The sequence below is a fragment of the Citrobacter sp. wls711 genome (assembly GCF_005281055.1).
Taxonomy (GTDB): Bacteria; Pseudomonadota; Gammaproteobacteria; order Enterobacterales; family Enterobacteriaceae; genus Citrobacter; species Citrobacter gillenii.
The window spans coordinates 125,332-142,487 of record NZ_SZXC01000027.1 but is presented as its reverse complement, the minus strand read 5'-3'; the positions used below and the strand labels follow the sequence as shown (position 1 = coordinate 142,487).

At 53.6% G+C, this 17,156-nt stretch carries 16 protein-coding genes and 1 pseudogene; 11 read left to right on the top strand and 6 right to left on the bottom strand.

Annotated elements, in window-relative coordinates:
- Positions 1 to 35 precede the first annotated feature (35 nt).
- Positions 36 to 905 carry a helix-turn-helix domain-containing protein gene (locus FDW98_RS13135; RefSeq protein WP_096756967.1) on the top strand — a complete coding sequence of 290 codons (870 nt, stop codon included), beginning with the start codon at positions 36 to 38 and terminating at the stop codon, positions 903 to 905.
- Here the strand turns inward: FDW98_RS13135 and FDW98_RS13130 are convergent.
- A pseudogene (locus FDW98_RS13130) lies at positions 888 to 1,986 on the bottom strand (benzoate/H(+) symporter BenE family transporter). The gene FDW98_RS13135 and the pseudogene FDW98_RS13130 sit on opposite strands and share 18 nt — an antisense overlap.
- Before the next feature lie 105 nt (positions 1,987 to 2,091).
- On the opposite strand from FDW98_RS13130, the gene FDW98_RS13125 reads away from it, so the two are divergent.
- Both FDW98_RS13125 and FDW98_RS13120 read left to right on the top strand, forming a co-directional pair.
- Positions 2,092 to 2,628 carry a helix-turn-helix domain-containing protein gene (locus tag FDW98_RS13125; protein WP_096756969.1) on the top strand — a complete coding sequence of 179 codons (537 nt, stop codon included), beginning with the start codon at positions 2,092 to 2,094 and terminating at the stop codon, positions 2,626 to 2,628.
- Positions 2,629 to 2,706: 78 nt separating this feature from the next.
- Positions 2,707 to 4,668 (top strand): U32 family peptidase, encoded by a 1,962-nt coding sequence (locus FDW98_RS13120; RefSeq protein ID WP_096756970.1) that lies wholly within the window; start codon positions 2,707 to 2,709, stop codon positions 4,666 to 4,668.
- Between the two features lie 3 nt (positions 4,669 to 4,671).
- Here the strand turns inward: FDW98_RS13120 and FDW98_RS13115 are convergent, their stop codons facing one another.
- The 4 genes from FDW98_RS13115 to FDW98_RS13100 all read right to left on the bottom strand — a co-directional run bounded on the left by FDW98_RS13115 (position 4,672) and on the right by FDW98_RS13100 (position 7,627).
- Complete coding sequence (locus tag FDW98_RS13115; protein ID WP_096756971.1) at positions 4,672 to 4,902, bottom strand: DUF2554 family protein; 231 nt, start codon at positions 4,900 to 4,902, stop codon at positions 4,672 to 4,674.
- Between the two features lie 186 nt (positions 4,903 to 5,088).
- Entirely contained in the window at positions 5,089 to 5,214 is a 126-nt protein-coding gene (locus FDW98_RS13110) for a DUF2474 domain-containing protein (RefSeq protein WP_096756972.1), read from the bottom strand.
- Positions 5,214 to 6,224, bottom strand: coding sequence for a cytochrome d ubiquinol oxidase subunit II (gene cydB / locus FDW98_RS13105; RefSeq protein ID WP_096756973.1), 1,011 nt, complete (start codon positions 6,222 to 6,224; stop codon positions 5,214 to 5,216). Before cydB ends, FDW98_RS13110 begins: the two co-directional genes overlap by 1 nt.
- On the bottom strand, positions 6,224 to 7,627 hold the full coding sequence (locus FDW98_RS13100) for a cytochrome ubiquinol oxidase subunit I (RefSeq protein WP_096756974.1): 1,404 nt from the start codon (positions 7,625 to 7,627) through the stop codon (positions 6,224 to 6,226). The genes cydB and FDW98_RS13100 overlap by 1 nt, the downstream gene beginning before the upstream one ends.
- Before the next feature lie 263 nt (positions 7,628 to 7,890).
- Here FDW98_RS13100 and FDW98_RS13095 point away from each other — a divergent pair, with 263 nt between their 5' ends.
- The 8 genes from FDW98_RS13095 (at position 7,891) to patD (ending at position 15,732) form a co-directional block, all read left to right on the top strand.
- Positions 7,891 to 8,067, top strand: a complete 177-nt coding sequence (locus FDW98_RS13095) for a type II toxin-antitoxin system HicA family toxin (RefSeq protein WP_096756975.1) — start codon at positions 7,891 to 7,893, stop codon at positions 8,065 to 8,067.
- Between the two features lie 46 nt (positions 8,068 to 8,113).
- Entirely contained in the window at positions 8,114 to 8,530 is a 417-nt protein-coding gene (locus FDW98_RS13090; protein WP_137398867.1) for a type II toxin-antitoxin system HicB family antitoxin, read from the top strand.
- A gap of 93 nt (positions 8,531 to 8,623) precedes the next feature.
- Positions 8,624 to 10,033 (top strand): PLP-dependent aminotransferase family protein, encoded by a 1,410-nt coding sequence (locus tag FDW98_RS13085; RefSeq protein WP_137398862.1) that lies wholly within the window; start codon positions 8,624 to 8,626, stop codon positions 10,031 to 10,033.
- A gap of 330 nt (positions 10,034 to 10,363) precedes the next feature.
- Positions 10,364 to 11,509, top strand: coding sequence for a putative ABC transporter substrate-binding protein YdcS (gene ydcS, locus FDW98_RS13080; protein WP_096756978.1), 1,146 nt, complete (start codon positions 10,364 to 10,366; stop codon positions 11,507 to 11,509).
- Positions 11,510 to 11,525: 16 nt separating this feature from the next.
- A complete protein-coding gene (locus tag FDW98_RS13075; protein ID WP_096756979.1) occupies positions 11,526 to 12,542 on the top strand; it encodes an ABC transporter ATP-binding protein in 1,017 nt (338 codons plus the stop codon).
- A complete protein-coding gene (locus tag FDW98_RS13070; RefSeq protein WP_096756980.1) occupies positions 12,543 to 13,487 on the top strand; it encodes an ABC transporter permease in 945 nt (314 codons plus the stop codon). It begins immediately after the preceding gene.
- Positions 13,477 to 14,283: an ABC transporter permease gene (locus tag FDW98_RS13065; RefSeq protein WP_096756981.1), complete on the top strand. Its 807-nt coding sequence runs from the start codon at positions 13,477 to 13,479 to the stop codon at positions 14,281 to 14,283. Before FDW98_RS13070 ends, FDW98_RS13065 begins: the two co-directional genes overlap by 11 nt.
- Positions 14,284 to 14,304: 21 nt before the next feature.
- On the top strand, positions 14,305 to 15,732 hold the full coding sequence (gene patD, locus FDW98_RS13060) for an aminobutyraldehyde dehydrogenase (RefSeq protein WP_096756982.1): 1,428 nt from the start codon (positions 14,305 to 14,307) through the stop codon (positions 15,730 to 15,732).
- A gap of 435 nt (positions 15,733 to 16,167) precedes the next feature.
- Here the strand turns inward: patD and FDW98_RS13055 are convergent, their stop codons facing one another.
- Complete coding sequence (locus tag FDW98_RS13055) at positions 16,168 to 17,154, bottom strand: hypothetical protein (protein ID WP_096756983.1); 987 nt, start codon at positions 17,152 to 17,154, stop codon at positions 16,168 to 16,170.
- Positions 17,155 to 17,156: the final 2 nt, after the last annotated feature.

Genomic DNA, 17,156 nt, shown 5'->3' with positions numbered 1-17,156 from the left:
AAAATCTGCTCACAACGTCTTTTGAAAGTGATGGTATGCCTCAGCCCTACGATGCCTTTGAAAACTTACGCAAACATAATGCCGTGCTGCATGAATCGGTTGCGTTACATTCTGGGATCCAGCTGGCGGCGTGGTCGAACAAACGCGATACCATCACTCAATATTGCGATCACCATACGCTCAGTTTGTATGTGGCAGATGGCTATGAGAGTTACCACAAAACGGCGGGCGGCTGGAAGAATGGCGGTGGCCCGGACCGCTTCTGCCTGATGCCCAAAGAGAGTGAATCCAGCTGGGATATCCGCGACGATCTGTCGTTTGTGCATCTCTACTGCACCGACGCGCATTTGCGTGAGGTGGGGGAGAAAGTCTGGGATAAGAGCCCTTATAGCGTCACGCTGGACGAACATACTTTCGGCAGCGATCCGGGGATCACCGCTGTGTACCGCCAGTTTCTACTTGGTAATGACTGGCAACAGCCTGCTAACCATCTCACGCTGAGCGCCGCATCTTCGCTGTTATTAACGCACCTGATCCAGCATTACAGTAACGTACAATGGCGACCGCCGGTGGTCACGGGCGGACTCGCGCCCGTCACCTTGCGTAATGTGCTGGCCTATATCGACGCGCATTTGGCATACCCCATCACCCTGAGCGATTTGGCAGGTGAAGCGGCGTTGAGCGATTTTCACTTTGCCCGAATGTTCCGCCAGTCGATGAACATGGCGCCCCATCAGTATGTCATGCAGCGCCGTATGGCGCTGGCGCAGCAGCTGGTTTGTTACTCTTCCCGCAGCTTGTCTGATATCGCGATGGTCTGCGGGTTTAGCTCCGCCAGCCACTTCAGCAACCGTTTTAAGCAGGTGACGGGCAAAACGCCCTCGCAGCTACGTGCGTCGCGCTAATCTCAGCACCGTGTAGCACACCCCTCCGGCAATTAATCCCCAAAATGCAGATCCAATCCCCAGCAGCGTCAAACCACTGGCGGTGACCAGAAAGGTGATAATCGCCGCGTCACGCTCGGCTTCTTGATGCAGCGCTTGATACAAGCTGCCGCTAATCGTCCCCAGCAGCGCCAGACCGGCCAGCATCTGGATCCAGCCCCGCGGCAGCGGCCGCTAACCAGCGTCGCTGGGCGTCCGGGTGCGCTTCCGGGCTTTGGCATATCGCGGCGGTGATGGCGGCAATACAGATGGAGTAGACGCCAAACGGGGAAAACAACAGCGCCAGCAGGCCGGTGAACACGATCAATGGCGAAACGGGTAATGAATAGCCGGAGGCCTTCATGGTGGCAATGCCGGGGGCATTTTGCGAGGCCATGGTGACCAGAAACAGCGGCAGAGCAATACTGATGCTATGGGCGAGGGAAAAGTGGGGGGCGATAAATTCCGGCATCACCGGTGAGAGAGTTATGTTGTTAGTGACAACGTCACCTTTTATCAAGGCAATCATTATTCCCACCAACATCGCAGCAATGACCGCGTAACGCGGGGCGACAACTTTGAGCACCAACCACGCCAGCAGCATGCTGCCGCACAGGAGCAGCTCGTTGTTCAAACTATTAAATGCCTGTAGGCCAAAACGCAGCAGGATCCCAGCCAGCATCGCTGACGCCAGCGAGTGAGGGATGACTTGCATCAGTCGGGCGAACAATCCCGTCACACCGCACAGGACAATCAGCGCATTGGCGACAATAAATACGCCAATTGCCTCCTGAATAGTGACACCCTGCAGACCGGTGACCAGCAGCGCTGCACCGGGCGTTGACCACGCGGTTAATATCGGCGCACGGTACCATAACGTTAATGCCAGCGTACTGACGCCCATGGCGATGCCCAGCGCGGTCATCCAGCCAGCAATTTGCCCGGTAGTTGCCCCGGCGGCTATCGCCGCTTGCCAGATAATCGCCGCTGAACTGGCGTAGCCGACCAGCACAGCAACAAAACCAGACAGTACGGTAGGCAGAGGGAGTGAATATGTGCGCATAGCGGCTCCGCGTGCGTTATAACGGTCGGTTACTGTAGCACTGTGCGCTATAGCGTACAAGTGATAGTCTAGTGCTTTGCCACATGAGATCGAGGGAGATAACGAATGGACAATGTTACCCACTATCTGGCGACCACGCTCAGGGCGTTACGTCAGCAGCGGGAATGGAGCCTTGCACGTCTGGCGCAGGAGACCGGCGTGTCAAAAGCCATGCTGGGGCAGATTGAGCGCAACGAATCCAGCCCAACGGTGGCGACGTTATGGAAAATCGCCACCGGGCTGAACGTTCCCTTTTCGAGCTTTATCACGCCGCCGGAAGCGGAGAGCACGCCCGCATTCGACCCGCAGCAGCAGGCGATGATCGTCACGCCGTTGTTCCCGTGGGATCCACAGCTCTGCTTTGACCATTTTTCGATACTGCTGGCACCGGGATCACTTAGCGAATCTACCCCGCATGAGACCGGCGTTATTGAACATGTGGTGGTGATTAATGGCCTGCTGGATATGGACATTGACGGCAGATGGCGAACGTTAAAAACCGGCGAGGGGGTGCGTTTTGCCGGGGATACCGCGCACAGTTATCGGAATAGCAGTGAACTGCCGGTTCACTTTCATTCGCTCATCCATTACCCACGGAGTTAATAGGGAAAACTATTTCGCAACGTCGCGCTTCTGACTACAATAGCCGCCATTTTACCGCTTTTGGATGGTAACAACCGTATGCCTCAGCAACCTCATCGTCTTGAATTGTTAAGCCCGGCCCGTGACACCGCGATTGCGCGCGAAGCCATTTTGCACGGCGCAGATGCCGTTTACATTGGTGGACCGGGGTTTGGTGCACGTCATAATGCCAGTAACAGCCTGAAGGATATCGCTGAACTGGTGCCTTTCGCCCATCGCTATGGGGCAAAAATCTTTGTGACGTTGAACACGATTTTACACGATGATGAGCTGGAACCCGCTCAACGGTTGATTACCGACCTGTATCAGACCGGCGTTGATGCCCTGATTGTACAGGATATGGGGATTCTGGAGCTGGATATTCCGCCCATTGAGCTGCATGCCAGCACCCAGTGTGATATTCGCAGCGTCGAGAAGGCTAAGTTTCTCGGTGATGTGGGGTTTACCCAGATTGTACTGGCGCGCGAGCTTAGTCTGGAACAGATTAGCGCCATCCATCAGGCTACCGACGCGACCCTTGAGTTTTTCATTCACGGTGCGTTGTGTGTGGCGTATTCCGGCCAATGCTATATTTCCCACGCCCAGACCGGGCGCAGCGCTAACCGTGGTGACTGCTCTCAGGCTTGTCGCCTGCCGTATACCCTGAAAGACGATCAGGGGCGGGTGGTGTCATACGAAAAACACCTGCTGTCGATGAAAGATAACGATCAGACCGCTAACCTGGACGCGTTGATCGACGCAGGCGTGCGGTCCTTCAAAATTGAAGGCCGCTACAAAGACATGAGCTACGTGAAGAATATCACCGCCCATTATCGCCAGATGCTGGATGCGATTATCGAACAGCGCGGTGATTTGGCCCGTGCCTCAGCCGGTCGTACAGAACATTTCTTTACCCCCTCCACGGACAAAACGTTCCACCGCGGCAGCACAGATTACTTTGTCACCGCCCGCAAAGGGGATATCGGTGCATTTGACTCGCCGAAGTTTATCGGCTTGCCGGTAGGCGAAGTGCTGAAGGTAGGTAAAGATCACCTTGATGTTGAAGTGACGGAGCCGCTGGCTAACGGCGATGGCCTGAACGTGTTGATCAAACGCGATGTGGTTGGATTTCGTGCCAATACCGTCGAGAAAACGGGGAACAACCGCTATCGGGTCTGGCCGAATGAAATGCCGACCGATCTGCATAAAGTGCGTCCGCATCATCCGTTGAATCGTAACCTCGATCATAACTGGCAGCAGGCGTTGACCAAAACGTCCAGCGAACGTCGCGTGGCGGTCGATATTGAACTGGGCGGCTGGCAGGAACAGCTGATCCTGACGCTCACCAGCGAAGAGGGCGTGAGCATCACCCACACGCTGGATGGCCAGTTTGAGGAAGCGAACAACGCGGAAAAAGCGCTGAGCAATTTGCAGGAGGGGCTGGCAAAGCTTGGGCAGACGCTGTATTACGCCCGTGATATTCAGGTGAATCTGCCGGGCGCACTGTTTGTGCCGAACGGTCAGCTTAATCAGCTGCGTCGTGACGCCGTTGAAATGCTGGACGCCGCGCGACTGGCCAGTTACCAGCGTGGCCGCCGCAAACCGGTCGCCGACCCGGCCCCGGTTTACCCGCAAACGCATCTGAGTTTTCTGGCAAACGTCTATAACCATAAAGCGCGCGCGTTTTATCACCGTTATGGTGTTCAGCTGATTGATGCTGCTTATGAAGCGCATGAGGAAAAAGGCGAGGTGCCCGTGATGATCACCAAGCACTGCCTGCGTTTCGCCTTTAATCTATGCCCAAAACAGGCCAAAGGTAACATCAAAAGCTGGAAAGCGACGCCAATGCAGTTGGTCAACGGTGACGATGTGCTGACGCTGAAATTTGATTGCCGACCGTGCGAAATGCACGTCATCGGCAAGATGAAACATCACATTCTGAAAATGCCGTTGCCGGGCAGCATCGTGGCTTCCGTCAGTCCGGATGAATTGATGAAAACGCTGCCGAAGCGTAAAGGCTAAGCGTTAACTTTGATGGGTATCGGGTTTGCGTGATTTTTGCCAGTGATGGTGTTCGCGGAGATCGGCGGCGGATTCTTCCGCCGTCATACGCAGTTCATCGCTGTCAGCCGTGTGACGTAATAAGTGATCGGCATCCTGCACCTGAAGATATTCATGTCCCTGATTAGTAGCGAAAAGCTGGCCAGAAAAAAGCGCACTGGTCAGCAATAACACCGTTAACCCTTTCTTAAACATCATTCACCCTCTGGTACGTTTTAACAAAAATGGCGGTAATTTCGTCGAGTGACTATTTCATTATTTAATCGGGTTAAAGGCAATCAATGTTTCATCAATTCGCCGGTTATTGCATTTTTGTTTATATAACGTTGGGATTTTAGCTGTCGGGTAACGCTACGCTACCCGACCAATATGAATGCAGACTCAGGACTTAAAACCTGCTGCCGTCATCAGCACACGGAAGACCATGCCAACAGCGGCCAGAGCCAGCACGCTGCCGCCCCATAGGATCACCAGCCACATCAGGCGTTTCCAGATTGATTGTTGCATCAATGATACCCCTCACCAGGTTGAACTTTGCCGCGAAAAACGTAATAGCTCCAGAAGGTGTAGACGAGGATTATTGGGATAATCAACAAGGCACCTACCAGCATAAAGCCCTGACTTTGTGGCGGGGCTGCCGCCTGCCAGAGGGTGATGGTCGGTGGAATGATATGCGGCCAGATGCTGATCCCCAGTCCGCTGAAACCGAGGAAAATTAGCCCCAGCGTCAGGATAAACGCCAGTGCATGGCTGTGCTGCTGGCCCAGCGAACGCCACAACCACAGGCTGATCAGCGCGACCAGGAGTGGGACCGGCATCAGGAACCACAGGTTTGGCAGACTAAACCAGCGATCGGCAATGGCGCTGTGCGCCAGCGGTGTCCACAGGCTGATAATGGCAATGACGACCAGCAACGCCAGCAGCAGTTTTTTGGCGGCGTTGCGCATTTTATCCTGTAGTGGATTTTCGCTTTTCATCACCAGCCATGTCGCACCCAGCAGCGCATAGGCCACTACCAGGCCCACGCCGCAAAACAGCGTGAAAGGGGTGAGCCAGTCGAAAGGCCCGCCGCTGTAGCTGCGTCCGCTGACTGAGAATCCATTAAGCACCGCACCGACGACAACGCCCTGGGTAAAGGTGGCGAGGATTGAACCGCATATAAACGCTTTATCCCAGAATGGCCGGTGTGCGGGCGTTGCTTTGAAACGAAACTCAAAGGCCACACCGCGAAAAATCAGGCCGATTAGCATCAGGGTTAAGGGGATGGTCAGCGCATCGACGATCACCGCGTAGGCCAGCGGAAAGGCACCAAACAAGCCTGCGCCCCCCAGCACCAGCCAGGTTTCATTGCCGTCCCAGACCGGCGCGACGCTGTTGACCATCACATCGCGATCGTCGGGGTCCTGAATGGCCGGAAATAAAATGCCAATCCCAAGGTCGAAACCATCCATCACGATATACATCAGCGTGGCGAACACGATGATAACGAACCAGATAACTGATAAATCAATACCCATTAGCGATGTGCCTCCGGTTGAGAATCGAGGACCGCAGCGGAAAGCGGTCGTGCAGGAGTACCCGTTGGCGGACTCGTTGGGTCATCTTCCTGCGGTCCTTTACGGATCAGGCGGATCATGTAGCTGTAGCCCACACCGAAGACCGAACTGTAAACCACAAAGAAGGCCATCAGGCTGATGCTCATGTGCAAATCGCCATGTGCGGAAACCGCATCCGCCGTCCGTTGCAGGCCGTAAACAACCCACGGCTGACGACCGACTTCGGTGGTCACCCATCCGGCCAGAATGGCAATCAGACCGGAGGGTCCCATCCATAGTGCGAAGCGCAGGAAAGGACGCGAGGTATACAGGCGTTGTTTGTAGCGCAGCCACAGGGCAAATGTGCCGAGCAAGATCATCAACATCCCCAGTCCCGCCATAATGCGAAACGACCAGAACACCATGGTGGAGTTAGGACGATCTTCTTTCGGAAATTCTTTCAGAGCCGGAACTTGTTTATCCAGACTGTGGGTCAAAATCAGGCTGCCCAGCGCGGGTACTGCCAGCCCGTAGCGGGTGCGCTCCTGTTCCATATCCGGCCAGCCGAACAGCAACAGCGGGGTCGGTTCACCGGGCTCGTTCTCCCAGTGACCTTCAATGGCGGCAATCTTGGCGGGTTGATGCTTCAGGGTGTTAAGTCCATGCATATCGCCAATCAACGCCTGTAACGGGGCGACGATCAGCATCATCCACAGGGCCATTGAAAACATGGCACGAATTGCCGGCGTATTATTTCCACGTAATAGATGCCAGGCCGCCGACGCCGCGACAAACAGGGCGCTGCTCAGGAAGGCGGCGACGGACATATGCAGTAGACGATAGGGGAAGGACGGATTGAAGATGACGGCAAACCAGTCCACCGGCACGACTTGTCCGTTGATAATTTCGTAACCCTGCGGTGTTTGCATCCAGCTGTTGGAGGCGAGGATCCAGAAAGTTGAAATAATGGTGCCCAGCGCGACCATACAGGTGGCGAAGAAGTGCAGACCTGGACCCACGCGCTGCCAGCCAAACAGCATCACACCAAGGAATCCTGCCTCGAGGAAGAAGGCGGTCAGCACTTCATAGGTCAGCAGCGGCCCGGTGATACTCCCGGCGAACTCGGAAAAACCGCTCCAGTTGGTGCCGAACTGGTAGGCCATTACCAGGCCCGAAACCACGCCCATACCAAAGTTGACGGCGAATATTTTAGACCAGAAATGATACAGCGAACGCCAGGTGGGATTTTTGGTTTTCAGCCACAGACCTTCGAGCACCGCCAGATAGCTGGCAAGACCGATAGTAATGGCCGGAAAGATGATGTGAAACGACACCGTAAACGCGAACTGGATGCGCGCCAGGTGAAACGCGTCAAGACCGAACATGCTTAACTCCGCAGGCAAAATTGATTTAGCGCAATTCTATGCCTGAGGAACAGTGGGGGGCAGAAACAGAACAGTTCTTTTTAACCATAACAGTTGCAGTGCTGTTATTTGTTAGTGGTACTGATATGAAATCTGGAAGCTGGGTTCCTGTTATTAAATAGCATCCTCCTCAAAACCGTTAGTTTTCGGTATTAGTAATCCAGCAATGAAAAGGTAAGCACAATTGCTTACTTTGTGCATATAATAGGCAGCAGGGAGGCGCGGTGAAGCAAAGCGAGTTCAGGCGCTGGCTTGAATCTCAGGGAGTTGATATCACTCATGGCTCGAATCATGTGAAGCTGAGGTATCAGGGAAGGCGCAGCGTTATGCCCAGACATCCTGGTGATGAGATAAAAGAAGCCTTGCGAAAAGCAATTCTTAAGCAGCTGGGTTTATCGTAATTATCACTATTGTAAGGTTGATTAAATGAGAGCTTTTACAGAAATTATGCGCTATCCCGTCAATCTAAAGCCCGCCGTAGAAGGTGGGTTTGTGGTCTCTTTCCCGGATATTCCAGAAGCATTAACGCAGGGGGATTCTCGCCATGAAGCCCTGGAGGCGGCGCAGGATGCACTGGTTACCGCTTTCGAATTTTATTTCGACGATAACGAGACTATTCCTTTGCCTTCGGCGGTTGATGCGGCTGATGATTATGTCGAAATCCCCCTGAGCGTTGCTTCTAAGGTGCTTCTGCTAAATACCTTCCTGGAAGCAAAAATCACCCAACAGGAGTTGGCGAGTCGGATTGGCAGACCTAAGCAGGAAATCACCCGGCTATTCGATTTAAAGCATGCGACCAAAATCGATGCCGTGCAGGCTGCGGTGCGAGCATTAGGTAAACAGCTTTCGTTAACGATGCAGTGAAACTGCAAATCATAACAGTTGTCAGAATGTTGTTAATTTTAGTGACTGATATACACTGCGAGCGTCACCTGCAACAGACCCGCGAGAATCATCATGAAAAAATATCAACGACTGGCGGAACAAATTCGCGATCAAATCGCCTCTGGCGTCTGGCAACCCGGCGATCGTCTGCCTTCTTTACGTGAGCAGGTGGCGACCAGCGGGATGAGTTTTATGACCGTCGGCCATGCTTATCAACTGCTGGAAAGTCAGGGGCGGATCATTGCGCGGCCGCAATCCGGTTATTATGTTGCCGCGCGGCCCGAACGAGAGTCGGCAACCCCGCAATCGCAGGTTGTGCGCGATGAAGCGGTCGATATCAACACGTATATTTTTGACATGCTGCAGGCCAGCCGGGATGCTTCGGTGATGCCGTTTGCGTCCGCATTTCCTGACCCCCGTTTATTTCCCCTGCAGCAGCTTAACCGTTCGTTGGCGCAGGTGAGCAAAACGGCGACGGCAATGAGCGTGATTGAAAACCTGCCGCCGGGTAATGCCGAATTGCGCAATGCCATTGCACGTCGCTATGCCCAGCAGGGGATCACTATTTCGCCGGATGACATTGTGATTACCGCCGGGGCGCTGGAGGCCCTCAACTTGAGCCTGCAAGCGGTGACCGAACCTGGCGACTGGGTGATTGTCGAAAATCCCTGTTTTTACGGCGCCTTGCAGGCGCTTGCAAGGCTACGTTTAAAAGCGCTGTCTGTTGCCACCGACGTCAAGGACGGGATCGATCTCGTCGCACTGGAGCAGGCTTTACAAGAGTATCCGGTGAAGGCTTGCTGGCTGATGACCAACAGCCAAAACCCGTTGGGGTTTACGCTCAGCGCAGAGAAAAAGGCCCATCTGGTCGCGTTGCTGGAAAAATACAACGTGATGCTGATCGAGGATGATGTGTACAGCGAGCTGTATTTTGGCCGTGAAAAACCGCTGCCCGCCAAAGCCTGGGATCGTGGCGACAGAGTGCTACACTGTTCGTCGTTTTCAAAATGCCTGGTGCCCGGATTTCGCGTTGGCTGGGTGGCGGCGGGGAAGCATGCGCGGCGCATTCAGCGGCTTCAGTTGATGAGCACCTTATCAACCAGTTCCCCGATGCAACTCGCATTGGTGGATTACCTGTCTACCCGGCGTTATGACGCGCATTTGCGTCGGCTACGTCGTCAACTGGCAGAACGCAAACAGCAGGCCTGGCAAACGCTGCTGCGCCATCTTCCGGCGGAAGTCAAAATTCATCATAGCGATAGCGGCTATTTTCTGTGGCTCGAACTGCCTGAACCGCTTGATGCGGGCGAGCTCAGCACGCAGGCACTGGCGCACCATATCAGCATTGCACCGGGGAAAATGTTCTCGACGTCAGGAACCTGGACACGCTTCTTTCGCTTCAATACCGCATGGCACTGGGGAGAACGCGAAGAGCAGGCCGTGAAACAACTTGGGAAATTAATTCGCGAGATGATGAAATAATAATGAATGGGCTATTCAATATAAAAGAATAGCCCATTCTTATTTTTGAAATAGCACCAGTAAAATCACGATGTTATTTCTTCAGGTGCAACCATACAAAATATCAATACCTCTAATTATTCCCCTCCGTGCATCTAACTCGTTGTCTATACTCCAGAAGATTAAATAACGTTGCAATAACTGACAGCGTAATGAGCGTTAGCTCACAACCTGATTAAATTTCCTTGCGCCAGCAGGAACGCTGCCAACACCCCGACTACTTTTAGGAAAGGACATATATTTACGGCAAGGCTGCCGCTCATTATTTTTTTTCGACAGGAGTAAGACGTTATGAGCAAGCAATTTGCCCTCACGAGCCTGTGTGCGCTCAGTATGACACTGATGACCGCCCACGCAGCTGAACCCCCAACATCATTAGATAAACCAGAAGGACGCCTGGATATTATTGCCTGGCCGGGGTATATCGAACGTGGCCAAACGGATAAACAATATGACTGGGTCTCACAGTTTGAGAAGGAAACGGGCTGCGCGGTGAATGTAAAAACGGCGGCCACCTCAGACGAAATGGTTAGCCTGATGGCAAAAGGCGGATATGACCTGGTCACGGCATCCGGTGACGCGTCACTGCGTTTAATTATGGGGAAACGTGTTCAACCTATTAATACTGCACTTATTCCGAACTGGAAAATCATCGATCCGCGTGTAGTCAACGGTGAATGGTTTAATGTCGGGGGAAAAGTGTACGGCACACCGTATCAGTGGGGGCCAAACCTGCTGATGTACAACACCAAGACCTTCCCAACGCCGCCGGATAGCTGGAAAGTGGTGTTTGTAGCGCAAACCCTGGAAGACGGCAAAAGCAATAAAGGGCGCGTCCAGGCTTACGACGGTCCGATTTATATCGCCGATGCGGCGTTATTTGTTAAAACCACCCAACCACAACTGGGCATTACCGACCCCTATCAGCTGACCGAGAAACAGTATCAGGCCGTCATTAAGGTCCTGAGAGATCAGCATAGTCTGATCCATCGCTACTGGCATGACACCACCGTGCAAATGAGTGATTTTAAAAACGAAGGTGTTGTCGCTTCCAGCGCATGGCCTTATCAGGCTAACGCCCTGAAGGCTGAAGGACAATCTGTCGCCACCGTCTTCCCAAAAGAGGGGGTTACCGGCTGGGCGGATACCACCATGTTGCACAGCGAAGCAAAACATCCGGTCTGTGCTTACAAATGGATGAACTGGTCATTAACCCCGAAAGTGCAGGGCGACGTTGCCGCCTGGTTTGGATCGCTGCCGGTCGTGCCTGAGGGATGCAAAGCCAGCCCGCTGCTAGGTGAAAAAGGATGTGAAACCAATGGCTATAGCTATTTCGACAAAATCGCCTTCTGGAAAACGCCGATCGCCGAAGGGGGCAAGTTCGTTCCTTACAGTCGCTGGACGCAAGATTACATAGCCATTATGGGCGGTCGCTGATTCCGCTGGGGGTTTTATGACGTACGCAGTGGAATTTAACAATGTCTCGCGATTGTACGGGGACGTTCGTGCCGTCGATGGGGTCAGTATTGCGATTAACGATGGTGAGTTTTTCTCTATGCTGGGGCCATCCGGCTCTGGCAAAACGACCTGTCTGCGCCTGATAGCTGGTTTTGAACAGCTGTCAGGCGGTGCAATTAGCATTTTTGGCAAGCAGGCCAGCGAGTTGCCGCCCTGGGAGCGGGACGTCAACACGGTATTTCAGGATTACGCGTTGTTTCCGCATATGTCGATCCTCGATAACGTGGCCTATGGGTTGATGGTCAAAGGGATGGATAAAAAACAGCGCCATGCCAAAGCGCGAGAAGCGCTGGAGAAGGTGGCGCTCGGCTTCGTTTATGAGCGTAAACCGTCGCAGCTTTCCGGTGGACAGCGCCAGCGCGTGGCGATCGCCCGCGCACTGGTTAATGAACCACGCGTGCTGCTGCTGGATGAACCGCTTGGGGCGCTGGATCTTAAACTGCGTGAACAGATGCAGTTGGAATTGAAAAAACTACAGCAGGCGCTGGGCATCACCTTCATTTTTGTTACCCACGATCAGGGTGAGGCGTTGTCGATGTCCGATCGCGTGGCGGTGTTTAATAACGGCCGCATTGAGCAAGTGGACTCTCCCCGTGAACTCTATATGCGCCCACGCACGCCGTTTGTGGCGAGCTTTGTCGGGACATCAAACGTCTTTGATACCGCCATGTCGGCGAATGTCTGCGGCCTGCAGGGAATGTTCTCTCTGCGCCCGGAACACATTCGCTTGAATGATCCTGGCGCGGAAGTGCAGGCTCCGGGCGTTATTCAGGCGGTGCAGTATCAGGGGGCCGCGACGCGGTTTGAGCTAAAACTGGCTGGTGGCGAAAAGTTGCTGGTAAGCCAGGCGAACCTGACGGGAGAAACGCTGCCGTCAACGCTGTCGCCGGGTCAGCAGGTCATGGCCTCGTGGTCACGTGACGTGATGGTCCCGCTGGTTGAGGAGAGGTGAATGGCAATGAACGTTTTACATTCACCTCCTCAGACCACCAGGTTGAACAAAATCTCAGGTTATTTCTGGCGTAATCCGGGGCTGGGGCTGTTTTTACTGCTGCTCGGACCGCTGATGTGGTTTGGTGTTGTCTACTTTGGCTCATTGCTGACATTACTGTGGCAAGGGTTTTATACCTTTGACGATTTCACTATGTCCGTTACGCCAGATCTGACGCTGGCGAACCTGCAGGCGCTGTTTAACCCGGCGAATTACGACATCATTTTACGCACGTTGACCATGGCAATAGCGGTGACTATTGCCAGCGCCATTCTGGCGTTTCCGATGGCGTGGTATATGGCGCGTTACACCAGCGGCAAGATGAAGGCCTTTTTTTACATCGCCGTCATGTTGCCAATGTGGGCCAGCTATATCGTCAAAGCCTACGCGTGGACGTTGCTGTTGGCTAAAGACGGCGTGGCGCAGTGGTTTTTAACCCATCTCGGGCTGGAGCCGATACTGACCGCGTTTCTGACGCTGCCAGCCGTGGGCGGGAATACGCTGTCGACGTCAGGATTAGGGCGTTTTCTGGTTTTTGTCTACATCTGGCTACCTTTTATGATCCTGCCGGTACAGGCTGCGCTGGAACGGTTACCGCCGTCATTGCTGCAGGCTTCGGCGGATTTGGGCGCCCGCCCGCGTCAGACCTTCCGCTATGTAGTGCTGCCGCTGGCTATCCCCGGGATTGCTGCTGGTTCAATCTTTACCTTCTCGCTGACGCTGGGTGATTTTATTGTGCCGCAACTGGTGGGGCCGCCGGGTTTTTTCATCGGCAACATGGTCTATTCGCAACAAGGGGCTATCGGCAACATGCCAATGGCGGCGGCATTCACCCTGGTGCCGATTGTATTAATCGCACTGTATCTGGCGTTCGTGAAGCGTCTGGGAGCGTTTGATGCACTCTGAACGCGCACCGTTTTTACTCAAACTGGCCGCATGGGGTGGCGTGATTTTCCTGCACTTTCCCATCCTCATCATCGCCGCCTACGCGTTTAATACCGAGGAAGCCGCATTTAGCTTTCCACCGCAGGGGCTTACGCTACGGTGGTTTAGCGTGGCGGCACAGCGTAGCGATATTCTGGAATCAGTGACACTGTCACTTAAGATCGCCGCGCTGTCGACGGCCATCGCACTGGTGCTAGGAACGCTGGCGGCGGCAGCCCTGTGGCGGCGGGATTTCTTTGGCAAGAACGCAATATCGCTGTTGCTGCTGTTGCCTATTGCGCTACCGGGCATTATCACCGGTCTGGCACTGCTGACTGCATTTAAAACCATCAATCTGGAACCCGGCTTCCTGACCATCGTGGTGGGGCATGCGACGTTTTGTGTGGTGGTGGTCTTTAACAACGTAGTGGCCCGTTTTCGTCGCACATCATGGAGTCTGGTTGAAGCGTCAATGGACCTGGGGGCGAACGGCTGGCAAACCTTCCGCTATGTGGTGCTGCCGAATCTTGCGTCGGCGCTGTTGGCCGGAGGCATGCTGGCGTTTGCGTTGTCGTTTGATGAAATCATCGTAACAACGTTCACGGCCGGACACGAACGAACACTTCCGCTGTGGCTACTCAATCAACTCGGACGTCCGCGTGATGTCCCGGTGACCAACGTTGTGGCATTGCTGGTGATGGCGGTCACAACACTGCCGATTTTAGGGGCCTGGTGGCTGACGCGTGAAGGCGACACTCTCGCCGGAAACGGTAAATAAACGACAATATGGGAAATTGCTATGCAACATCAATTACTGATTAACGGCGAACTGGTCAACGGTGAAGGTGAAAAGCAGCCGGTCTATAACCCTGCTACCGGTGACGTGATCCTGGAAATTGCCGAGGCGTCAACCGTGCAAGTTGATGCAGCCGTCCGTGCTGCCGACGAGGCTTTTGCCAACTGGGGGCAAACTACACCGAAAGTGCGTTCAGAGCTGTTACTGAAGCTGGCGGACACTATCGCCGAAAACGCGCAGACATTTGCTGAGCTGGAATCCTTGAATTGCGGTAAGCCTTTTCACTGCGTGCTAAATGATGAAATTCCGGCGATTGTGGATGTTTTCCGCTTCTTTGCCGGTGCCGCACGTACGCTCAACGGCCTGGCGGCCGGGGAGTATCTGGAAGGGCATACGTCCATGATCCGTCGCGATCCGCTGGGGGTGGTGGCGTCTATCGCACCGTGGAACTATCCGCTGATGATGGCCGCGTGGAAACTGGCACCGGCGCTGGCGGCAGGTAACTGCGTGGTGATTAAACCATCCGAAATTACCCCATTAACGGCACTGAAGCTGGCGGAGTTGGCGAAAGATATTTTCCCGGCAGGCGTGATTAACGTGCTGTTTGGTCGTGGTAAAACCGTGGGCGATCCGCTGACCGGTCATGAAAAAGTGCGCATGGTTTCACTGACCGGCTCTATTGCTACCGGTGAACACATCATTGGGCATACTGCGCCATCGATTAAGCGCACGCATATGGAGTTGGGCGGCAAAGCCCCGGTTATTATTTTTGATGATGCCGATCTCGATGCGGTGGTGAGCGGCGTACGCACGTTCGGTTATTACAACGCCGGGCAGGATTGCACCGCAGCCTGTCGCATCTACGCGCAGAAAGGCATTTACGACGCGCTGGTCGAAAAATTGGGTGCGGCGGTCGCCAGCCTGAAAACCGGTTCACCGAATGATGAATCAACAGAGTTGGGGCCGGTAAGCTCTCAGGCTCATTTGGATCGCATCACCAAAGCGGTGGATGAGGCCAAAGCGCTCGGGCACATCAAAGTCATCACCGGCGGTAAAAAAGTAGAGGGTGCAGGCTACTATTTTGCCCCAACGCTGCTGGCGGGCGCGAAGCAGGACGATGCTATCGTTCAGCGGGAAGTCTTCGGCCCGGTGGTCAGCATCACCCAGTTTGATGATGAGGCTCAGGTCCTGGCATGGGCTAACGATTCAAAATACGGGCTGGCATCTTCGGTCTGGACGCGAGACGTTGGTCGTGCCCATCGCCTCAGCGCCCGCTTGCAGTACGGCTGTACCTGGGTCAACACCCACTTCACGTTGGTGAGCGAAATGCCGCACGGCGGGCAAAAACTCTCCGGTTACGGTAAGGACATGTCGGTTTATGGACTCGAGGATTACACCGTTATCCGTCATGTGATGATTAAACACGAGTAAAATCAGAACCTGCGCATAGCCATAGACGCACGGATAGCTAATTACTGGCAGGCGTGTGTCTATACTATGCGCGCCACTGGCCTCGTCGCCATCGGACGGCGGTAAGTTGGAAATATCCGCGAGGTCAGGCTAATTTACGTACAGTGGAGTCGCGTTCCGTTCTCTTAATGAACATCACTTCGCTGATGCCCGGTATCTGGGTTTCATGGCAACATCCCTTCGATTAAGGATAGCGTTGCATCGACCCATTGAACTCACAGCACGAAGCGGACAAGTTACATGAGCTGAAGGTCCGCTGTGAGCGAATTGCGGACATGTTAGCTCTTCACTGTATAAGCAATCTGTCTTAAACCAGCGGTACCCAGTAAATAAAGTTGGCTTTCTAAGCCCTCAGAGCAGCCAACTGTTTGTCCTCGTTAAGCAAGGAATGTTCAGTTATCCCGCTAAACGGCTGAGTATGGCTCCTGACTGAACGAGTCTCGATAACATAAGCTCGGGATCGATCTTACGGGAGGTGAGGTACAGACCGGGATTTTCTTCATCCTGCAGAAGGGATTCGATACCAACAGCCACGCCTACTGCAGTAAGGAAAGCCTGTCCTCCAGGATGCGTCAGCTGGAATTTCAGCATGCCCTCTTGACCATCAGTGAACATTCCCTCGATTTCATAAATAATTTCGACTGATGGTTTTTCACCATGACGGCTGCCATGAGATTGGCCAAGTGCAAAGTCAACGCGGACTGAGGTTGCGCCGGTGGCGTAAGCCAGTTCTGCAGCATCAAACCCGGGGAAACTCATTCCTGTAAATGCAAAACCATCTTCCAGTGTGTATTCCCTCATTTCTTTTCCATCTCGTGGAACTATCCATTGAGAATCTTCAAGCAGCAACCCAGCTTCCTTTTGAGAAAAATCACCATAATCGACCTGACTTGCCGGTCCACCAAGATCGTTCTCATCCATTAGCGCAGCAGCCTGGATACGTTTTACTTTTTGGAAATGCCTTGAAAAATGAATACCTGCAGAGATAATAATTCCAGCAAAACTGGTATCCTGAATAAGCACCCTGCAATCCGGATTACGGAGAAACAGCGTCAATTTAGGGGCGATGTGGTTCAACTGGGTAGCAATACTTGTATAAGGTATGCCGTGTGCAATTGCGTACTGTGCCGGATGAGTGGAAAGATCGTTGGTTAAGACCGCAATGCCACTGAATTTCATTGAGGAATCAATGCCCAAATCGGCCCTTAGCGTATCAACTGCGATACCGGTTGTGTTGTCGTATCGCGCGGCGGATTTTTGGGCTTGTTCTGCATTCCTGCCTGCGATAACCACAGGCAGGTCGGGTAAAAATTGATTCAGAAGTGATACCAGGTGAGAACCAACAGTTCCGTAACCACCGATGATAAGAAAAGGTTTATGCATAT

Bases quoted from the DNA above. Each gene is read 5' to 3' on its own strand.
- FDW98_RS13075 (WP_096756979.1), top strand. From the start codon at position 11,526: ATGACGTACGCAGTGGAATTTAACAATGTCTCGCGATTGTACGGGGAC.
- FDW98_RS13100 (WP_096756974.1), bottom strand. From the start codon at position 7,627: ATGTTCGGTCTTGACGCGTTTCACCTGGCGCGCATCCAGTTCGCGTTT.
- FDW98_RS13120 (WP_096756970.1), top strand. From the start codon at position 2,707: ATGCCTCAGCAACCTCATCGTCTTGAATTGTTAAGCCCGGCCCGTGAC.
- FDW98_RS13090 (WP_137398867.1), top strand. From the start codon at position 8,114: ATGCGCTATCCCGTCAATCTAAAGCCCGCCGTAGAAGGTGGGTTTGTG.
- cydB (WP_096756973.1), bottom strand. From the start codon at position 6,224: ATGGGTATTGATTTATCAGTTATCTGGTTCGTTATCATCGTGTTCGCC.
- ydcS (WP_096756978.1), top strand. From the start codon at position 10,364: ATGAGCAAGCAATTTGCCCTCACGAGCCTGTGTGCGCTCAGTATGACA.
- FDW98_RS13110 (WP_096756972.1), bottom strand. From the start codon at position 5,214: ATGCAACAATCAATCTGGAAACGCCTGATGTGGCTGGTGATCCTATGG.
- FDW98_RS13065 (WP_096756981.1), top strand. From the start codon at position 13,477: ATGCACTCTGAACGCGCACCGTTTTTACTCAAACTGGCCGCATGGGGT.
- patD (WP_096756982.1), top strand. From the start codon at position 14,305: ATGCAACATCAATTACTGATTAACGGCGAACTGGTCAACGGTGAAGGT.
- FDW98_RS13055 (WP_096756983.1), bottom strand. From the start codon at position 17,154: ATGCATAAACCTTTTCTTATCATCGGTGGTTACGGAACTGTTGGTTCT.
- FDW98_RS13115 (WP_096756971.1), bottom strand. From the start codon at position 4,902: ATGTTTAAGAAAGGGTTAACGGTGTTATTGCTGACCAGTGCGCTTTTT.
- FDW98_RS13135 (WP_096756967.1), top strand. From the start codon at position 36: ATGCCTCAGCCCTACGATGCCTTTGAAAACTTACGCAAACATAATGCC.
- FDW98_RS13070 (WP_096756980.1), top strand. From the start codon at position 12,543: ATGGCAATGAACGTTTTACATTCACCTCCTCAGACCACCAGGTTGAAC.
- FDW98_RS13085 (WP_137398862.1), top strand. From the start codon at position 8,624: ATGAAAAAATATCAACGACTGGCGGAACAAATTCGCGATCAAATCGCC.
- FDW98_RS13125 (WP_096756969.1), top strand. From the start codon at position 2,092: ATGGACAATGTTACCCACTATCTGGCGACCACGCTCAGGGCGTTACGT.